This is a genomic window from Actinospica robiniae DSM 44927, from assembly GCF_000504285.1.
GTDB classification, from domain to species: domain Bacteria; phylum Actinomycetota; class Actinomycetes; order Streptomycetales; family Catenulisporaceae; genus Actinospica; species Actinospica robiniae.
Genome location: NZ_KI632511.1, coordinates 4,947,623 through 4,966,039 on the forward strand (window position 1 = coordinate 4,947,623; position 18,417 = coordinate 4,966,039).

Sequence of the window (18,417 nt, forward strand, 5' to 3'; positions counted from 1 at the left end):
CTTTACCCCATCCGGGGGAGCAGAAAACGACAGCCGGAGCTTATAAGGGCCTTACGCTCCGTAGCGCCGTTGCCGCTGGGCGTAGTCCCGCAGGGCGCGCAGAAAATCGATTTTCCGGAACGCGGGCCAGTAGGCCTCGCAGAAGTAGAACTCCGAGTGCGCCGACTGCCAGAGCAGGAATCCGGACAGCCGCTGCTCGCCCGAGGTGCGGATCACCAGATCCGGATCCGGCTGGCCGCGGGTGTAGAGGTGCTCGGTGATGTGTTCGACGTCGATGACCTGGGCCAGGTCCTCGATCGCGGTGCCGCGCTCGGCGTGCTCGGCCAGCAGCGAGCGCACCGCGTCGGCGATCTCCTGGCGTCCGCCGTAACAGATGGCCGCGTTCACCACCAGGCCCGGGTTGTCCGCGGTCTCGGCCGCGATCTCCTTGAGCGTGCGGGCGAAGTCGCCCGGCATCAGGTCCAGCGCGCCGACCGGGCGGATGCGCCAGCGTCCGGTCTCGGCCAGGCTGCGCACCGAGCCCTCGATGATCCGCAGCAGGTCCTCGAGCTCGGCGGCCGGCCGGTTGAAGTTGTCGGTGGAGAAGAGCCAGAGCGTGACCAGTTCGACGCCGGCCTCCTCGCACCAGTCGAGCAGGTCGTGGATCTTGTCCGCGCCGCGCTGGTGCCCGGTGGCGATGTGCTCGCCCACCGCCTTCGCCCAGCGCCGGTTGCCGTCCATGATCACGCCGATGTGGCGCGGGGACCTGGCCGGATCGATGCGGGCGGCGAGCCGGCGGAGATAGACGCTGTAGACGAGGTCGCGCATTCCCATGGTCCGACGCACTACCTCTCGCTGCCGATTGCCACTGGTTTCCGGCCCCGGGCAGCAACCCTATCCTTCACGGCGCCGCCTCGGGCCCGGTGGACCCGAGGCGGCTGTGAGGATGTAGTGAAGATCTGCCCGCGCATGTCGGACGGGCGGCCGGGCCGGCTCAGCCGAGCCGGTCGAGCAGTTCCCGGTGCTCCTGCCAGAGCGCCTCGGGCAGCTGCGCGCCGAAGCGGTCGAAGTGCTCGGGGATCATCCCGGCCTCCCGCCGCCAGGTCTCCGGGTCCACGCTGAGCAGCTCGGCCAGGTGCCCGGCGTCCACGTCCAGCCCGTCCAGGTCCAGGTCGGCGGCCTCGGGCACCACGCCGATCGGGGTGGCGACCCCGTCCGCGGCGCCGTCGAGCCGGTCCACGATCCACTTGAGCACGCGGCTGTTCTCGCCGAAGCCCGGCCACAGGAACGAGCCGTCCGCGCCCTTGCGGAACCAGTTGACGTAGTAGATCCGCGGCAGCTTGGCCGGGTCGGCGTGCTCGCCCACGGCGAGCCAGTGCGCGAAGTAGTCGCCCATGTTGTAGCCGCAGAACGGGAGCATCGCGAACGGGTCGTAGCGCAGCTCGCCCACGGTGCCCTCGGCCGCCGCGGTCTTCTCCGAGGCCACGTTCGCGCCCAGGAACACCCCGTGCCGCCAGGAGCGCGACTCGGTCACCAGCGGCACCGCGGTGGCGCGCCGGCCGCCGAACAGGATGGCCGAGATCGGCACGCCCTTCGGGTCGTCCCACTCCGAGGCGATCGTCGGGCACTGACCCGCCGGCACGCAGAAGCGCGCGTTCGGGTGCGCCGCCGGGGCGGCGGACGCCGGGGTCCAGTCCTCGCCGCGCCAGTCGGTCAGGTGCGCCGGCGGCTCGTCGGTCAGGCCCTCCCACCACACGTCGCCGTCGTCGGTCAGCGCGACGTTGGTGTAGATCGCGTTGGCGTCCAGGGTGGCGATGGCGTTGGCGTTGGTCGACTCGCCGGTGCCCGGCGCCACGCCGAAGAAGCCCGCCTCCGGGTTGATCGCGTAGAGCCGGCCGTCCTCGCCGAAGCGCATCCAGGCGATGTCGTCGCCGACGGTCTCGACCTTCCAGCCGGGTATGGTCGGGGTGAGCATGGCCAGGTTGGTCTTGCCGCAGGCCGAGGGGAACGCCGCGGTGATGTACCTCGCTTCGCTCGCTCGTCCCGAGGCTGTCGTCGGCGGGGTGAGCTTGAGGATCAGCATGTGCTCGGCCAGCCAGCCCTCGTCCCGGGCCATGACCGAGGCGATCCGCAGCGCGTAGCACTTCTTGCCCAGCAGGGCGTTGCCGCCGTAGCCGGAGCCGAAGGACCAGATCTCGCGGTCCTCCGGGAAGTGGGTGATGTACTTCGTCGGGTTGCACGGCCACGGCACGTCCGCCCGGCCGGGCTCGAGCGGCGCGCCGACCGTGTGCACGGCCTTGACGAAGTCGCCGTCCGCGCCGAGCTCGTCGAGCACCGCGCGGCCCATCCGGGTCATCACGCGCATGGACAGCGCCACGTAGGCCGAGTCGGTGATCTCGACGCCCAGGGCCGCCAGCGGCGAGCCGATCGGGCCCATCGAGAAGGGCACCACGTACATCGTGCGCCCGCGCATGGACCCGGCGAACAGGCCGTCGAGCTTCGCACGCATCTCGGCCGGGGCGACCCAGTTGTTGGTCGGACCGGCGTCCTGCTCCCGCACGGAGCAGATGAAGGTGCGGTCCTCGACCCGGGCCACGTCGGAGGGGTCGGAGGCCGCGTAGAAGGAGTTGGGCCGTTTGGCGGGGTTGAGCCGCTTGAGCGTGCCGGCGTCAACGAGCTGCTCGGTCAGCCGCGCCCACTCCTCGTCGGAGCCGTCGCACCACACGACGTCTTCCGGCTGGGTGAGGCGGGCGATCTCATCGACCCACGCCAGCAACCCGGCGTGGGAGGTCGGCGGGGCTTGGGTCATCGCGAACGTCATCGTGCGCACTCCAAAGGTAACGCCGGGGGTCCGCACCTCCCGGGCGCTTATGAGGGTGCTTTGGACTATAACCACGCCGTCTTGAATGGTGGATGGTCCCCGCGCCGATCTTGGGAACCTACGCTCGCGTAAGTTACCCTGCTCACAGGCCCACAGCGGCCACGTACGCAGGCCCTTTGCCCGATTTCGCGGAGATATGAGACCGGGTGCCGCCCACCACGACGACGACAGGGTGTGACCAATCTCATGACTGAAGGTGACGGCGGTGTGACGGACCTAACGCCGCAGTCCGCTGTGGCATCCGCCACAAACGCGCTGATCCCGCCGCGCCCGAAGCTGCGCGGCTGGCTGCACGCGGGGACCTTTCCGCTGGCGTTCGCCGGTGGAATCGTCCTGATCTGTCTGGCTCCGACCACCGGCACGGCCGTGGCCTGCTCCGTGTTCGCGGTCTCCTCGTGGCTGCTGTTCGGCGTCTCCGGGATCTACCACACGAAGACCTGGAGCCCGAAGTGGAAGGCGGTGCTGCGCCGCTTCGACCACACCAACATCTTCCTGATCATCGCGGGCACCTACACGCCGGTGTCGGTGACCCTGCTCAGCCGTGCCGAGGCGCGACTGCTCCTCGTGCTGGTGTGGACCGGAGCGGCGGTGGGCATCGGCTTCCGGATGTTCTGGCTCTCCGCGCCGCGCTGGGTGTACGTGCCCTGCTACATAGCGCTGGGCTGGGCCGCGCTCTTCTTCCTGCCGCAGCTCGAGCGCACCGGCGGCCTGACGGTGGTCGTGCTGATCATCGTCGGCGGAGTGCTCTACTCGATCGGCGCGGTGATCTACGCGCTGAAGAAGCCGGACCTCTCCCCGAAGTGGTTCGGCTTCCACGAGCTCTTCCACGCGCTCACCATCGCCGCGTTCGGCTGCCACTACACCGCCGTGGCGATCTCCGTGGCCCACTTCCGGGCGGGCCACTGATCATCGGTCAATCGGCCGGGCAGAACGGCCCCGGGCACATGAGGAGCGCCGGGGTCTGCGCGAGCAAGGCCTCTGCCACGGCCAGCCCGTACCCCGCGAACCGGGGCGCCTGCTCGGCCAGCGCGGCGGACGGCGCGAGCGCGAGGTAGGCGTCGTCGAGGTGCTCGAGCGACGGCGCGGCCAGCGCGAAGGCCGCGAAGCCGGCCGCCGCGGCGGAAGCGCCGGAAGGGCTGGCGTTGTCGGTCGGGTCGCTGGGCCGGAAGTAGAGCGGCGACGCGTCGGCGGCGGTGTCGTGCAGCCCGTCCTCCGAGCGGAACTGGCTGCGCACGGTGGCGAGCAGCGCCTCGGCGTGGGCCAGCCAGGCGTGGTCGCCGGTGGCGGAGTGCAGCAGCGCGAAGGCTTCGGCGACGCAGCCGTAGTCCTCCAATACGCCCGGGTTGGTGGACGCGCGCCCGTCGCGGGACGTGCGCACCAGCCGCCCGTCGGCCGAGTGCACCTCCGCGAGCAGGTTCCCGCACCGAACCGCCGCGGCGAGCAGGTCCGGCCGGTCGAGCGCGAGCGACGCCTCGACCAGGCCGCTGATGGCCAGCCCGTTCCAGGAGGCGACGATCTTGTCGTCGCGATGCGGCTGCGGGCGCTGCGCGCGGGCGACCCGGAGGCGCGGCGCCACCCGCTCGACGTCGGCGGCAGCGGCCTCGGCGGCGGCAGCCGAGGCGGGGACGGAGGGAGCGTTCTCATCCCCGTCCTCGTCCAGCGGCTCGATGATGTCCGGATTGGTCAGCCGCAGTACCGAGGCACCGTGCTCGAAGTTCCCCTTGCGGCTCACCCCGTACACGCGTGCGGCCGCGGCGGCGTCCTCGTCGCCGAGCACGTCGACAAGCTGCTGATACGTCCAGACGTAAGTCAGACCTTCGACCCCGTCCGTGTCTGCGTCGAGCGCGGACGCGAACCCGCCCGAGACCGTGCCGAGCTCGCGGATCAGGAACGCCGCGGTCTCCTCGGCGATCCGGCGGAAGAGCGGCTCCGGCGAGACCCGCCAGAGCAGCGCGTACACCCGAAGAAGCAGGGCATTGTCATAGAGCATCTTCTCGAAGTGCGGCACGCCCCAGTGCGCGTCCACCGCGTAGCGCGAGAAGCCGCCGCCGAGCTGGTCGTAGATTCCGCCGCGGGCCATGGCCGTGCAGGTGGCCGTCACCATCTCCAGCGCCTCGGCCGACCCGGTGCGGCGATGGTGCCGCAGCAGCTGAAGGAGCGTCATCGACGGCGGGAACTTCGGCGCCGTGCCGAATCCGGCCGCCCGCCCGCCGTGCTCCGCGTCCGCGGAGAACTCCTCCGCCAGCCGCGCCACCGCCGCCGCGAGCAGCTCGGCGTCCGGAGCATCGCCCGTCACCGGCGCGGCCAGCTCCCCCATCCGCGCCGCGACCGTCTCCCCCACCGACGTCACCTCGGCGCGCCGGGCCGTCCAAGCCCGCGCGACCTCGGCCAGCACGGTGAGGAACCCCGGCACCGACCCGTGCGCCCGCGGCGGGAAGTAGGTCCCGCAGTAGAACGGCCGCCCCTCGGTGTCCGCGAACACCGTCATCGGCCACCCGCCGTGCCCCGTCATCGCCTGCGTCGCGGTCATGTACACCGCGTCCACGTCCGGCCGCTCCTCGCGGTCCACCTTGACGCAGACGAACCCCGCGTTCATGGCCGAGGCAGTGGTCGGATCCTCGAAGCTCTCGTGCGCCATGACGTGGCACCAGTGGCACGAGGAGTACCCGATCGAGATCAGCAGCGGCACGTCCCGCCGCCGCGCCTCGGCGAACGCCTCGTCCCCCCACTCGTGCCAGTCCACGGGGTTGTCAGCATGTTGAAGCAAGTACGGCGAGGTGGCGGACGCCAGACGGTTCACGACCTCACTCTATCGAGTTTGTGAGCGTGCACCAGATACCCAGAGTGGTGGAAATCGCACAGTTCGCGCTGGTGGGTGAGTCGGACCGCCCGTGAGTCGTATCCTCGGTAGCGAGGCGGCCGCCGAGGGGGATCGACGGGCCCGAGTGCGGAGGGGCAATCCATGAGCGACGTGCAGGTCGACCCGTCGGAACTGGCGCGAGCCGAGCGCTCGGTCGGGTTCTGGGACCGGCTCCCTTTCAGTTTCGGCGAGCAGCCGCGGTCGCACGTGGTCATCAGGACGGCCCGGCAGGCCGGCTTCCGCACCGGCGAGGCGAAGATCGCGGTGCACAACGGTCGGATCACGCGGGCGCCGGGCGTCGAGGTGCCCGATGCGGTGCTCACGGCGCTCAGCCCGAACTACCGGAGCGCGGATGATCCGCTGACGGCGATCGAGACGGCGCACGGGCCTTTCGCCGGCCATACGGTGGCGGTCACCCGCGCGCATCGTGGGACTGCCGATTTCCCCACCGATCGGGGGCCGCGCACGTTTCCGGCCTACGTCCTCGAGCTCGAAGACACCCTCGGTCCGGCTGTGGTCCTCGATCCGGGCCTGGCACGGCACAGCGTCGCAGGCGTCGACGGCGTGTTCGTCGTGCGGGTGCGGGACGTGAGCGGCGTGAGCGACGGCGAGGCGCGCCCCGGGCTCGGCGGCACACCCGGGGACGAGAGGCGGGAGGCCCGGCTGGCAGACGATGGTCGGACATTGACGGTCGCGTTCATGGCCAGCCCGGAGATCTACACCGATTATCCTTCCGCCCACGTCGTGGAGGGCAGGAACGCCGTCGCCGTCATCCCGATCGCCGTCGACCGCCCCTTGCCTGAACCCGAGACGGAGCCAGAGCCGGAACCGCAGCCAGAGTCACCGCACCGGAAGCGCGTCATCAGGACACGACTGGCCTATGCACAGCTGCGTGAGGTCACCGCGGTCTTGGCCGAACCGCTCGGCGACCGAGTGGTCGTCGATTGGCTCAGCGGACGACCACTCAGCATGTGAGCGGCGGCGTGGCCTCAGACGACGACGTCGCTCCAGCGGAATGTGAACCAGCCCATTGCCGAGCACAGCACGCCGATGACGACAAGACCGACCAACCCGTCCGTCACCGGCTTGACGCCGAACTGCGCTGCGGTCACCCAGTACTCATTCGTCCCGATCATTCGAGGCGATGCCGAACCCATATACGCGGTGACCCAGCGAGTGAAGGAGAGCCACGACAGGCTGTGCACGTAGTAGCCGAGGGCGAGGAAGCCGAATCCGGCCGACAGGCCGGAGATCAGCGAGCCGAGCACGCCGCGGCTGATCACGGCGAGGCTGGTCCCGACGAGCGCGTACACCGCGAGCACGAGGGCGGCCTTGGCCAGGACGATCGCGCCGCCGATGGTCGGGATCACGGGAGCGCCGGCCGTCACCGGGATCGGCTGATTCGCGTGGTAGTACCAGGCGAATGCCATCAGCTCGAGCCAGACCACGACGAGCAAGGCCAGGGAGGCGAGCCAGACGCTCGCGGCTTTGACCACCACCGCCCGCGGCCGGCTCGGCTGCCCGGTCAGCACGGTCCTGATCGTGCGGTTGGTCCATTCCCCGCCGACGTGGCCGGCCGCGAGCAACATGACCAGGAGGAACCCGAGCATGGAGGTGAGGACCGCGCCGGTGAGCGCGCCGACGCCGAGCGGGTTCTGCTCGAAGTGGGCGGCGTTCTGGGTCTGCTCATATTGCAGCAGCAGTTGGTCGTTGCTCGAGGTGAGCCCCTCGAGCTCCTGGGCGCAGACCGAACCTGACGGGTACTGCTGCCCCCAGGTGCAGGAGATGCTCCGGCCTGGATCGCTCGCGGTGCCGGCGCCCACCGTGATGGTGCCCTGATCGAACTGCGCGAGCTCCGCGGGCGCCTCGGCGACGGCCTGCATCGCGGAGACACCGCCGCTCTGCTCCGCGTGCGAAGCGAACCCGGCGAACACCACCGCGAGCAGGAGGATCACACCGGTGAGCGGACGCCGCAGCTTGAGCAGCTCCGCCGAGAGCATGCGGATCATTCTCCTGCCTCCTTCAGCCGGGCGAAGTAGTACTCCTCCAGGCCGGCGTGGTGGGGCGAGACGGACTCCGGCACGATGCCGGCGCCGACGAGGATCTGGTTCGCGGCGCGCCCCGAGTCGATCTCGACGAGGAGCGAGCCTTCTCCGGCCTGGTCGGCCTTGACGCCCGCCGCCTCCAGGGCCTCCTGCGCCGCCGCCAGTTCCCCGGGCTGCACTTCGACCAGGAAACGGGGGCTGGACTCGGCCTGGTCCAGATCGCGGGTGCCGACGACCTTGCCGCGGTGCATCATGACCACGGTGTCGCAGAACTCTTCGAGTTCGGCGAGGAGGTGGCTGGAGACCAGGACGGTGGCGCCGCGGTCCCGCTCCGCGACGATCAGTTTGCGAAGGTCCGCCATGCCGGTGGGGTCGAGCCCGTTCGCCGGCTCGTCGAGCACCAGCAGGTCCGGCTCGTGAGCCATCGCCACCGCCAGCGCGAGCCGCTGACGCTGGCCCTGGGACAGCGTCGCGGCCCGGCGCCGGCCGGTCTGGTCCAAGCCCACGCGGCCGAGCGCCGCCGCGATCCGCTCGGGCCCGAGAGCCCGGCCGAATCCGCGGTGCAGGGCCGCGACGTTGTCGTGCGCGCTGAGCCAGGGATAGTAGGCGGATCCCTCGATGGTGACGCCGATCCGGCCCGCCACCGCGGACGTGCCCGGGGGCTGCCCGAACACCCGGACGGTGCCGCTCGTCGGCCGCACCAGGCCCGCCAGGATCCGCATGAGCGTGGTCTTGCCCGCACCGTTCTCACCGAGCAGACCCACGATGCGGCCGGTCGAGATCTGCACGTCGCAGCCGTCCAGCGCCCTGGTCGCCTTGAAGGATTTCGAGAGGCCTGTGGCTTGGATGACGGGATCGGTCACGGTGCTCGATTCTCGGAAAGTGAACGTCGGGCTCGGCCGCCGGCTCCGCCGGACTATAGCAGGGTACGGAGTCACTCGGCGGGCTTGCCGAGAACGGGCCTGTGGCTCAGAGCGTTCACACGCCTGAGCAGTAACGGCCCCGGAATGCGACCGCGGCCGGTGCCGGCGAACGAATCGCCTGCACCGGCCGCGGATACCGCGCCGTCGACCGGGCTGCCGCCCGGCCGGGTGTGGGGCCCTACCGGACGCGCTCGATCTCGTCCACGCCCGGCCGGAAGTCGGCCGACTGCTCGCCGGTCGAGTCCGGCGCCGCGTCGCGGACGGCGTCGGCGTGGCCGGGCCACCAGGCGGCGTGGCCGAGCAGGGCGGTGATGGCGGGGGTGAAGAACATCGACATCACGAAGGCGGCGATGGCGATGCCCGCGGAGATCGCGAAGCCCATCTGGCTCAGGGTCGACTGGCCCGCCAGCATCAGCGAGGCGAACGACCCGGCCAGGATGATGCCCGCGGCGCCGATGGTCGGGCCGGCGTGGCGGACGGCCTCGGCCGCGGCCTGGCGCGGGCTCTTGCCCGCTCTCGCTTCCTCGCGCAACCGCGTGATCATCAGGATGTTGTAGTCCGTGCCTAGGGCGACCACGAACATGTACATGATCACCGGGAGCATGAAGATCAGGCCGTTGCTGCTGCTGGAGTGCTGGAACAGCAGCACCGTCGCGCCCAGGGTCGCGCCGAAGCCGAGGCCCACCGAGGCCATCAGATACAGCGGGGCCACCACGGCGCGCAGCACCAGCGCCAGGATCAGCATGATGATGATCGCGGCCACCGGGAAGACCACCGCGTAGTCGTGGTTCACGGCCGCTTCGATGTCCGCGTAGATCGCGGTGATGCCGCCGACCAGGGCGGTGGTGCCGCGCGGCGCGTCCTGGTGCGCGGTGGTGCGCAGCGGGCCCTTGACCGTGTCGATCGCCGCGGAGGAGGACGGGTCGTGCGCCAGCGCCACCTGGTAGACGGCCACGGTGTCGGTGGAGTTCGGGATCGCCTCGGAGACCGTGCCGACGCCCGGGACCGCCGCGAGTTCGCTGCGGTACGTGCTCAGCTGGCTCGCGTCGAGCTTCGCGCCGTCGGTGGACTTCAGGAAGATCTCGGTGGGCGTGGTCGCGCCGGCGGGCTCGCCGCGCAGCAGCTGGTTCTGCCACACCGTCGACTCCGCGGTGGAGCTGGTCGAGCCGGCCGAGAGGTCGAAGCTCGGGTGGAAGCTGAACGCCGCGATCGCCAGCGCCACCATGATCAGTCCGGAGACGGCGGCGAAGCGGGCCGGGCGCCGGCCCATCGAGCGGCCGATGGCGGCGAACCGGGCGCCGCGCGGTTCGTTGCGCCACGCCTTCGAGGGCCAGAACACCCGGGTGCCGAGCAGGGCGACGACCGCCGGGATCAGCGTCAGGCCGGCCAGCAGGGTCACCGCGACCGCGATCGCCAGCGCCGGGCCGAGCGAGCGGAACAGGCCGAGGGTGGAGAGGGTGAGCGCCAGGAAGGAGACGATCACCGCGCCGCCCGCGGAGGCGATCGCCTCGCCGGCCCGGGTGACCGCCGCGACCACGGCCTGACGCGGGTCGTCCCCGGCGCGCAGCCGTTCCCGGTAGCGGAACATGAAGAACAGGATGTAGTCCGTGCCGACGCCGAAGAGCACCACGATCAGCATCGAGGTGACCGAGCTGTCGGTCTTCAGGTTGAACGCGTTGCTGGCCCAGGCGATCAGGCCGTCGGCCACCTGGGAGACGATGCCGATGGTGATGATCGGCAGGAAGGCGATGATCGGGCTGCGGAAGATGATCAGCAGCAGCACCAGGATCAGGCCGATGGTGGCGATGCCGATGATCGCGTCGGCCTTGTTGCCGGAGGACTGCGAGTCGAGGGTCTGCGCCGCGGTACCGGTGATGCCGCCCTTGAGCCCGGTGCCGGACAGGTCGGACTGCAGCTGGGTGCGCAGGGTCTTGACCGCGTCGGTCTGGTGCGTGTCCTGCGGATCCGACTCGGTCGGCATCTGCACGCCGATGGTCTGGATCAGCTTGTTCGCCGAGGGCTCGCCGACCTGCAGGGTCGTCACGTCGGCTATGTGCGCGGCCTCGAGCTTGGACCCGATCTGCTGCACGGCCGCCGAGTCGGCGGCGGACAGCGCCGTGCCGTCGGCCCGCTCGAGCACGATGATCGCAGCCGGGGAGGCGGCCTGCGGGAACGCGGACTCCTGCAGGTTCTGCGCCTGCACCGACTCGTAGTGGCTGGGCAGGAAGCTGGCCTCGTCCGTGGTCGAGGTCAGGTGCGGCGCCAGGCCGATCACGGCGACGGCCGCGATCACCCAGACCCCGATGACCCGCCACGGGTGGTGCGCGACCAGACGGCCGAGCCGTGCGAACAAGCCCCGTTCGCCCTCGCCGTGCCCGCCGAGCTCCGGCTTGGCTTTCGACATGGGTGTTCCTCTCTTCGTGGCCCACGGATGTGCGCTTGGCCTACGGATCGTCGCGTCCGGCCCAGGCAAGGGCGGCCTGGCCCCCGTATGAGCGTAGATCCCCGTTGAGACGCGACGGCGGTACCCGGGTGCCGAATCGGCACTGATCGGTGGTACCGCGGTACCACAGTTTATCCGCCCGGAGCAGGACGCCTGCCCTTTCCGGTACGACTACGGTGGTGGGTGAGCGGCTCGCGGCGTCTGCAGCGGCGCCGTGAGCAGGCGCGTCGCGACGGTGAAGCAGCCCTGGCGCACTACGGTCGGAAGGTCACGGTCCGGGCGCGCGAGCCGGACCGCGTCCAACCCGGGAGTGGAAGAAAGCAGCGTGGGCCCCACCGTGCGTGAGCCGGAACCCGACCAGAGCGCGACGGCTCGGCCGGGCGGTCCGGGATACGAGTGGCCGCGGCCCTTCCAGCAGTTACGCACGGTGTTCCGAGGACATACGTACCGTCAGGACGTGCTGCTCGGACTGGCCGTGCTGCTGCTCGGCCTCTCTCCGCGGTCGGGCACGGGGCTCGATCTGTCCTACCTGACGCCGCTGTTCGTGGTCAGCTCGACCGTGCAGGCGCTGGCCCTGGTCTGGCGGCGCAAGGCGCCGTTCACGATCTACTGCGTGGTGCTCGCGTCCTGCACCGTGCAGTGGGCGGCCGGGGAGAGCTCCGGCAGCAACCTCAGCTTGATGATCTGCGTGTACACGGTGACGCGGTACCGCTCGGTGCGCGCGCTGCGGGCGGCGGTGGGCGCGGCGGCGCCGAGCCTGCTCGTGTTCGTGTTCCGGGTGGCGCAGGTCCAGCACCAGATACTGGCCGGCCTGCTCTTCCTCGCCTGCGCGGTGGCGGCGAGCGTCGCGCTGGGGCTGGTGGCGACGGAGCGTCATGCCCAGTTCGAGGCCCTGGCCGAGCGGGCGGCGCACGCCGAGATCGAGCGCGAGCAGCGGGCCCGGATGGCTGTGCTGGCCGAACGGGCCCGGTTCTCGCGGGAGATGCACGACATCGTCGGCCACTCGCTGGCCGTCATCACCGGTCTGGCCGACGGCGGGGTCCGGCAGGTCGAGGCGAATCCCGAGCGCGGCCGGGAGGTTTTCGGGCTGATCGGCGAGACGAGCCGGCAGGCGCTGTCCGACCTGCGGCGCACGCTCGGAGCGCTGCGGGAGCGGCCGCTGGAGGAGGACGCGACGGGGGTCGCCGCGGAGAGCCTCGCCCCGCAGCCGGGGGTCGCCGACATCGAGGAGTTGATCGAGCGCACCCGTTCGGCCGGACCGCAGGTGTCCTACCGGATGAGCGGCGAGTCCCCGGAGCTTCCGCACAGCCTGCAACTGGCCATGTACCGCATCGTGCAGGAGTCACTGACCAACAGCCTCAAGCACGCCGGGCCGGACACGAGCGTGCAGGTGGCGGTCGAGGTGGCCGGGGACTCGCTGCTGGTCACCGTGGCCGACACCGGTTCGCGCGCGCACCACGTCCCGCCCTCGTCCGCGGGCTCCCCCGGGCAGGGCCTGGCCGGCGTCCGCGAGCGCGCGGCCTTGGCCGGCGGGCGGGCCGAGGCGGGCCCGAACGCCCGCGGCGGCTGGACGGTCACCGCGCGATTCCCGTTGAACCCGCCCGAGGAGGATCGCGAACTGAGATGACCAGCGTCCTGATCGTCGACGACCAGCCCCTGCAGCGCATGGGCTTTCGGATGGTGCTCGAGAGCGAGCCCGGGATCAGCGTCTCGGGCGAGGCCGGGAACGGGTTCGAAGCCGTGCGCCGGACCGCGGACCTGGCGCCGGACGTGGTGCTGATGGACATCCGCATGCCCGGGATGGACGGGATCGAGGCGACGCGGCGGATCACCGAGAGCGGCGGCCGTTCCCGGGTGCTCGTGCTGACCACGTTCGACCTCGACGAGTACGTCTACGCCGCGCTGCGGGCCGGTGCCAGCGGATTCCTGCTCAAGGACGCGCGGCCGGACGAGCTGCTGGCCGGGATCCGGGCCGTGGCCCTGGGCGACGCCGTCGTGGCGCCCGCGCTCACACGCAGGCTGCTGCACGCGTTCACCGAGGCGCTGCCGGCCGCCGTCCGCTGCAGCGCGCAGGATCCCCGGCTCAGTGCCCTGACCGACCGCGAGCTCGAGGTCCTCCGGGCGGTGGCCACCGGGCTGACGAACGCGGAGATCGCGCAGGAGCTTCAGCTCTCTGAGTCGACGGTCAAGACGCACGTCGGCCGCGCCTTCGCGAAGGTCGGCGCGCGCGACCGCGTCCAGGCCGTCATCATCGCCTACGACGTCGGGCTGGTCGGGCCGCGCAGTTGAGAGCAGGAAGCAGCCGAGAGCAGGAAGACGTGGAAGCGGCTGCTGTCGGTGGTCGCGGCGAAACTCGAGACATGGACGAAGCCGAGCGATTCGACCACTTGGCGGGCCCGGACGTTGAAGTCGGCGACGGTGACGCGGAAGGCCGTGGGCCGCAACCGCTCGCGCCCGAAGGCGAGGCCGGTGGCGATCGCGCGGCGTCCGAGGCCGCGGCCCAGGCCGGTGAGCTCCGGGCGCAATCCGCCGCCGGTGTCCAGCGCCGCGTCGTCGTAGGCGCCGCCGGGCACCTGGCCGTCGGGTCCGAAGGACCGGTAGCCGAGGAGTTTGCCCTCGTCGTCCACCAGCGCGAAGAAACCGTTGGCCGGGGCCAGGAAATACGCGGGGTCGGCGCCCGCCAGGTCATAACATTGATACGGGGCGGGATAGCGCCACGTGCAGATGTCCGCGGCATGGCGCTCAGTCAGGTTCATGATCCGCACGGCCACAGGCAAGCGCCTGCGGGGCGGCGCGTCAACCGGATATCAAAAGCTCGGCAAAATCGCGGCCCCCGGTGTGTCCATGAGACGGGTCCACAACCGTCGTATCGATGGATAGCGACGACGGCCCGGGAAGAAGGACTATGAAGTACTTGCTGCTGATCTGCGCCGACGAGGATGCCGAGGTCGCCGCCGAGGACGGACCGGACGTCGCCGCCGCCACGGCCTCCTGGGCCGCCGAGATGGACGGCCGAGGCGTGCGGCTGGACGGTGAGCGGCTGCGGCCGTCGGCCGACGCGACGACGGTGCGGGTGCGCGAGGGCGAGCTGCGGATCTGGCACGGCCCGCAGGCCGGGTCCGAGCTGCCGATCGCGGGCTACGACGTGATCGAGTGCGCCGATCTCGACGAGGCGATCGAGGTGGCCGGCAAGCACCCGGTGGTCCGTTTCGGCGCCATCGACGTGCGGCCGGTGTGGTGCCGCTGAGGCGGATCGCGGAAAAGTCCGGCGGCGGGTGTCCTCGGCGCGCACTCCGGTTCGTCGTCCTCACGACCGCGACACGACGCGGCACGACGCGGACGATCCGTCCCGAGAAGGAGCATCATGACCAAGGAACTGGGCAAGCTCGACGTCATCACCCTGTTCGTGGAGGACCTGCCGGCCTCGAAGAAGTTCTACACGCAGGTCTTCGGCCTCGAAGTGGTCTGGGAGGACGAGGTCTCGGCGGTGGTCGCGTTCTCGAACCTGCTCGTCAACCTGCTCGAAGTCTCCCAGGCCCCGACCCTCGTCGAGCCGGTCCGGGTGGCGCCTCCCGGCGGCTCGCGCGCGCTGCTGACCATCGAGGTCGAGGACGCGGACGCGGTGGTCGCCCAGCTCGCGGAGCACGGCGTGACGCTGCTCAACGGCCCGATCGACCGGCCGTGGGGCCGGCGCACCGCCGCGTTCGCCGACCCGGCCGGCCACACCTGGGAGATCGCGCAGAAACTCTCCGACTGACGCCTCCGCCGGCCGGCCGCGCCTACCATGAGAGCGAGAACCGGCCGGCCCCGGAATGACTGGAGCTGCGAAGCGATGAAATTCATGCTTTTCGTCTGCGTGGACAGGGATGCCTACGACGATCAGCCGGAGGAGCCGCGCAAACCCGGCGACCCGATGCCCTGGGCCGACGAGCTCGACGCGGCCGGCATCCGGATGGACGGGGACGAGCTGCGTCCGTACTACGCCGCCACCTCGGTGCGGGTGCGCGGGGGCGAGGTGCTCGCCGCCGACGGACCCTTCGCCGAGACGAAGGAGGTCATCGCCGGGTACGACGTGATCGACTGCGCCGACATGGACGAGGCGGTCGCGATCGCCGCGCGCCATCCGGTCGCCCGATTCGGCGTCATCGAGATCAGGCCGTTCCGGGTGTGAACGTCGAGGAGGCGGTCGCGCAGACCTTCCGGGCCGAGTGGGGCCGGGTGGTGGCGACGCTGATACGCACCACCCGGGACTGGGACCTGGCCGAGGAGTGCGCGCAGGACGCCTTCGCGCAGGCCCTGGCCAAGTGGCCGAGCGACGGTGTGCCCGATCGCCCCGGCGCCTGGATCGTGACCACGGCCAGGAACCGGGCGATCGACCGCCTCCGCCGCGGCCGGGTGGAAGCGGAGAAGCTGCGCGAGATCGCCCGCGAACTCGACCTCGAGCCCGACGAGGGCGCCGGCTACGCGCCCGGCGACGGATTCCGGGACGACCGCCTCAAGCTGATCTTCACCTGCTGCCACCCGGCGCTGCCGCTGAACGTGCGCGTCGCGCTGACCCTCAGGACCCTGGCGGGCCTGACCACGGCCGAGATCGCGCGGGCGTTCCTGGTCTCCGAACCGACGATGGCGAAGCGGCTGGTGCGCGGCAAGGAGAAGATCCGCAACGCCGGGATCCCCTACCGCGTCCCGCCGGCGGAGCTGCTGCCGCAGCGCCTGCCGGGCGTGCTGGCCGTGCTCTACCTGCTGTTCAACGAGGGCTACGCGGCGACGGCCGGGGACCTGCTGCGCCCGGACCTGTGCGCGGAGGCGCTGCGGCTGGCCGGCCTGCTCGCGGGTCTGATGCCCGATCAGCCGGAGATCCAGGGCCTGCTGGCCCTGATGCTGCTTCACCACGCCCGCCGCGACGCGCGCACCGGGCCGAACGGCGAGCTCGTCCCGCTGGCCGAGCAGGACCGGGCCAGCTGGCGGCGGGCGGAGATCGACGAGGGCGTCGAGGTGCTGGAGAAGGCCCTCGACCACGGCGACGTCGGCCCGTACCAGCTGCAGGCGACGATCGCCGCGTACCACGCGACGGCCGAGTCGGAGCAGGCCACTGACTGGGCGGCGATCGCGCACCTCTATCGGAGGCTGACGCAGGTGGCGCCGTCGCCGGTGGTGGAGCTGAACCGGGCGGTCGCGGTGGCGATGGCCGAGGGCCCGGAGGCCGGGCTGAAGCTGGTCGACGACCTCGCCGCGGACGGCGAACTGCCCGGCTACCACCTGCTCCCGGCCGTCCGCGCGGACCTGCTGCGTCGGCTCGGCCGCCGCGACGAGGCGGCCGGAGCGTACCGGCAGGCCCTCGCGTTGGCGGCGACCGAGTCGGAGCGCGACTACCTCACCCGCCGGCTGGACGAGGTGGCCGGCCGGGAAGCAGTGCCCGAACAGGTCTAATCAAGGTTCGTTGACGTGTTGTCCGTGTTCCCTCCGGGGTAGATCTTGCCGTCGTCGGCGCAGATCCAGTCCGACCCGTTCTCGTCGGTCTTCGGCTGAAGCCCGCCGGGGCAGTCGATCTTCGGAGGCACGGCGGCGATCACCTTGTCCCAGGCGGGATCGGTGACCATGGCGAGCAGCTGCGATGCCGTCAGGACCGGCTGGTTCACCGGCGCGGTGCCCTGGAGCTGCAAGTGGACGTCGATGCCGCCGGGCAGGTTCCGATAGACGTCCACATCCGAGTTCACGCCCGAGCTTGTATGCATCGCCAACGTGTACGTGACGAGCGTCGCTCCGCCACCGAGAGCCGAGGCCGTACACGAATCCTTCGCGGTGTAGGGCAGCGCGCACGTCATGATGGAGCCCAGGCGGTCCACGCTGATCTGCAGCCTCTCCTTCTGGCCGTGGATGATCGCATCCATGGAGACGATCGCACGCCACTCCCCGCCGCCGTAGATCGCGAAGGGGTACGCGAGGATCGACTGGTCGGCCGGATCCACTTCCACGTCGCCGGGCAGAAGCGCCCTGAAGGTCTCGAGCAGGTACTGGCTACTGATCGTTCCGGACGACGCGGTCGGCCATACGACGCTTGCGGACGAGGACGGCTCCACCCGGCCGCCGTCCGTCCCGCCGGCCAGTGCGAAAGCCAGCGATCCGGCCGCCGCCAACGCCACGGTCGCTCCGAACGCGCCCTGGGAAACCCGCCGCCTCTTGATCGCACGGCCCCGCGTCACGGCGCCACCGTAGAGGAGCTCCGTATTCGGGGCGTCGAAGGTCATGGCGACCTCGTGCAGGTCCTCGACGAAGCTGGGAGACTGCGATTCTTCATGCATCATGTGTTCCGCCCACCCTTCAGTTCTCTACGAATTCGACGAAGTCCGCACCCAGCAGCTCTCGCACTTTCGCCAGCGCGCGCATCGATTGGGATCGCACCGCGGTCGAGCTCAGCCGCATCACGGCGGCGGTGTCGTCGATGCTGCGGTCCTCCCAGTAGCGCAGCACAAGCACGGCGCGGTCCTGCGCGGGCAGCCGGCGCAGCGCGTCCAGCAGCGTGAGCCGCAGCGGGACGTCTACGTGCTCTGCCGTGTCCGCGGCGGCCGAGGCTTCGAGTCCGGCGCGTTCGGTGCTGCTCTTGCGCCGGCTCGATATGAAGGCATTGACCAGGATGGTCTGGGCGTAGCCGGCCGGGTTCTCGATTCCGTTGCGCCGCCCCCATTTCGCGTACATGCGGCCGAGCGTCTCCTGCACGAGGTCCTCGGCCTGGTTCGTGTCGCCGCCGGTCAGCAGGCAGGCGGTGCGGTACAACGGCGTACCGCGGGACGCGACGAAGGCATGGAAGTCCTCAGGGTCCGCGGCGGACGGGTCGCGCTCCGTGCTCGATGGTTGCTCCACACCTTTATGACGCACGGCCGCGGGGTTTTGTGGCAGCGGCTCAGCGAAGCGCTGAGACTAGTGCGAGTTGATGATCGGCCGGATGCTGGTGGGGTGGGGGCTTGTCGGGTCGGGGTGGTCGTCGGGGTGCGGCCGGCCGCTTCGCGTCGCCCGTTTCGCCTGACCACCCGCCCCCCGTTGCGTTGGCAGGGCGGCCTGCGGTTTCAAGATCGAAAAGCGCCGCTGGCAGGCCCTTCTCTCGGAGAGATTGCCGGGTCTCTGTAGGTGCTCGCGAGGCGGGGCTGGCCGGAGTTCGGGGTGGTGGGGTGCCGGGGGCGTGCTCTCTCCTCGGTCGGTCCCCGGAGGCAATCAGGAACCTGCCGGGAGCTCAAGCGGCGGTGGCTTCCGCTGCTGGATCTTGCATCGCGCCGCTTGACCTCCCGGCA

At 70.9% G+C, this 18,417-nt stretch carries 17 protein-coding genes; 8 read left to right on the forward strand and 9 right to left on the reverse strand.

What is annotated here, in order from left to right; translation table 11 throughout:
• Positions 1-51: 51 nt before the first annotated feature.
• Complete coding sequence (locus ACTRO_RS20905) at positions 52-813, reverse strand: isoprenyl transferase (RefSeq protein WP_034265451.1); 762 nt, start codon at positions 811-813, stop codon at positions 52-54.
• 160 nt (positions 814-973) lie between these two features.
• A complete protein-coding gene (locus ACTRO_RS20910) occupies positions 974-2,800 on the reverse strand; it encodes a phosphoenolpyruvate carboxykinase (GTP) (protein WP_034265454.1) in 1,827 nt (608 codons plus the stop codon).
• Between the two features lie 246 nt (positions 2,801-3,046).
• Between ACTRO_RS20910 and trhA the strand changes: the two genes are divergently transcribed.
• Positions 3,047-3,766: a PAQR family membrane homeostasis protein TrhA gene (gene trhA, locus ACTRO_RS20915; RefSeq protein ID WP_084317123.1), complete on the forward strand. Its 720-nt coding sequence runs from the start codon at positions 3,047-3,049 to the stop codon at positions 3,764-3,766.
• Positions 3,767-3,773: 7 nt separating this feature from the next.
• Here trhA and ACTRO_RS20920 read toward each other — a convergent pair whose 3' ends face one another.
• Positions 3,774-5,660 carry a thioredoxin domain-containing protein gene (locus tag ACTRO_RS20920; RefSeq protein WP_051451144.1) on the reverse strand — a complete coding sequence of 629 codons (1,887 nt, stop codon included), beginning with the start codon at positions 5,658-5,660 and terminating at the stop codon, positions 3,774-3,776.
• A 162-nt stretch (positions 5,661-5,822) separates the two neighbouring features.
• Here ACTRO_RS20920 and ACTRO_RS43635 point away from each other — a divergent pair, with 162 nt between their 5' ends.
• Entirely contained in the window at positions 5,823-6,695 is an 873-nt protein-coding gene (locus ACTRO_RS43635) for a hypothetical protein (RefSeq protein ID WP_051451145.1), read from the forward strand.
• Between the two features lie 14 nt (positions 6,696-6,709).
• Here ACTRO_RS43635 and ACTRO_RS20930 read toward each other — a convergent pair whose 3' ends face one another.
• From ACTRO_RS20930 to ACTRO_RS20940, 3 genes are all read right to left on the reverse strand, one after another.
• On the reverse strand, positions 6,710-7,729 hold the full coding sequence (locus ACTRO_RS20930; protein ID WP_034265456.1) for an ABC transporter permease: 1,020 nt from the start codon (positions 7,727-7,729) through the stop codon (positions 6,710-6,712).
• Positions 7,726-8,628, reverse strand: a complete 903-nt coding sequence (locus ACTRO_RS20935; RefSeq protein WP_034265459.1) for an ABC transporter ATP-binding protein — start codon at positions 8,626-8,628, stop codon at positions 7,726-7,728. The genes ACTRO_RS20930 and ACTRO_RS20935 overlap by 4 nt, the downstream gene beginning before the upstream one ends.
• Before the next feature lie 238 nt (positions 8,629-8,866).
• Positions 8,867-11,092 carry an MMPL family transporter gene (locus ACTRO_RS20940; RefSeq protein WP_063628046.1) on the reverse strand — a complete coding sequence of 742 codons (2,226 nt, stop codon included), beginning with the start codon at positions 11,090-11,092 and terminating at the stop codon, positions 8,867-8,869.
• A 364-nt stretch (positions 11,093-11,456) separates the two neighbouring features.
• On the opposite strand from ACTRO_RS20940, the gene ACTRO_RS20945 reads away from it, so the two are divergent.
• On the forward strand, positions 11,457-12,758 hold the full coding sequence (locus tag ACTRO_RS20945) for a sensor histidine kinase (RefSeq protein ID WP_157436352.1): 1,302 nt from the start codon (positions 11,457-11,459) through the stop codon (positions 12,756-12,758).
• Positions 12,755-13,420, forward strand: a complete 666-nt coding sequence (locus ACTRO_RS20950; RefSeq protein WP_034265461.1) for a response regulator — start codon at positions 12,755-12,757, stop codon at positions 13,418-13,420. Before ACTRO_RS20945 ends, ACTRO_RS20950 begins: the two co-directional genes overlap by 4 nt.
• On the opposite strand, the gene ACTRO_RS20955 is transcribed toward ACTRO_RS20950, so the two are convergent.
• Entirely contained in the window at positions 13,387-13,887 is a 501-nt protein-coding gene (locus ACTRO_RS20955; RefSeq protein WP_157436353.1) for a GNAT family N-acetyltransferase, read from the reverse strand. The two genes, ACTRO_RS20950 and ACTRO_RS20955, sit on opposite strands and share 34 nt — an antisense overlap.
• Positions 13,888-14,036: 149 nt before the next feature.
• Between ACTRO_RS20955 and ACTRO_RS20960 the strand changes: the two genes are divergently transcribed.
• From ACTRO_RS20960 to ACTRO_RS20975, 4 genes are all read left to right on the forward strand, one after another.
• A complete protein-coding gene (locus ACTRO_RS20960) occupies positions 14,037-14,378 on the forward strand; it encodes a YciI family protein (RefSeq protein ID WP_034265466.1) in 342 nt (113 codons plus the stop codon).
• Positions 14,379-14,495: 117 nt separating this feature from the next.
• Positions 14,496-14,888, forward strand: a complete 393-nt coding sequence (locus ACTRO_RS20965) for a VOC family protein (protein WP_034265469.1) — start codon at positions 14,496-14,498, stop codon at positions 14,886-14,888.
• Positions 14,889-14,963: 75 nt separating this feature from the next.
• On the forward strand, positions 14,964-15,302 hold the full coding sequence (locus tag ACTRO_RS20970) for a YciI family protein (protein ID WP_034265471.1): 339 nt from the start codon (positions 14,964-14,966) through the stop codon (positions 15,300-15,302).
• Positions 15,299-16,561: an RNA polymerase sigma factor gene (locus ACTRO_RS20975; RefSeq protein WP_034265473.1), complete on the forward strand. Its 1,263-nt coding sequence runs from the start codon at positions 15,299-15,301 to the stop codon at positions 16,559-16,561. Before ACTRO_RS20970 ends, ACTRO_RS20975 begins: the two co-directional genes overlap by 4 nt.
• Here the strand turns inward: ACTRO_RS20975 and ACTRO_RS20980 are convergent.
• Entirely contained in the window at positions 16,558-17,436 is an 879-nt protein-coding gene (locus ACTRO_RS20980) for a hypothetical protein (RefSeq protein WP_034265476.1), read from the reverse strand. The two genes, ACTRO_RS20975 and ACTRO_RS20980, sit on opposite strands and share 4 nt — an antisense overlap.
• Positions 17,437-17,452: 16 nt before the next feature.
• Entirely contained in the window at positions 17,453-17,992 is a 540-nt protein-coding gene (locus ACTRO_RS20985) for a SigE family RNA polymerase sigma factor (protein WP_051451147.1), read from the reverse strand.
• Positions 17,993-18,417 lie beyond the last annotated feature (425 nt).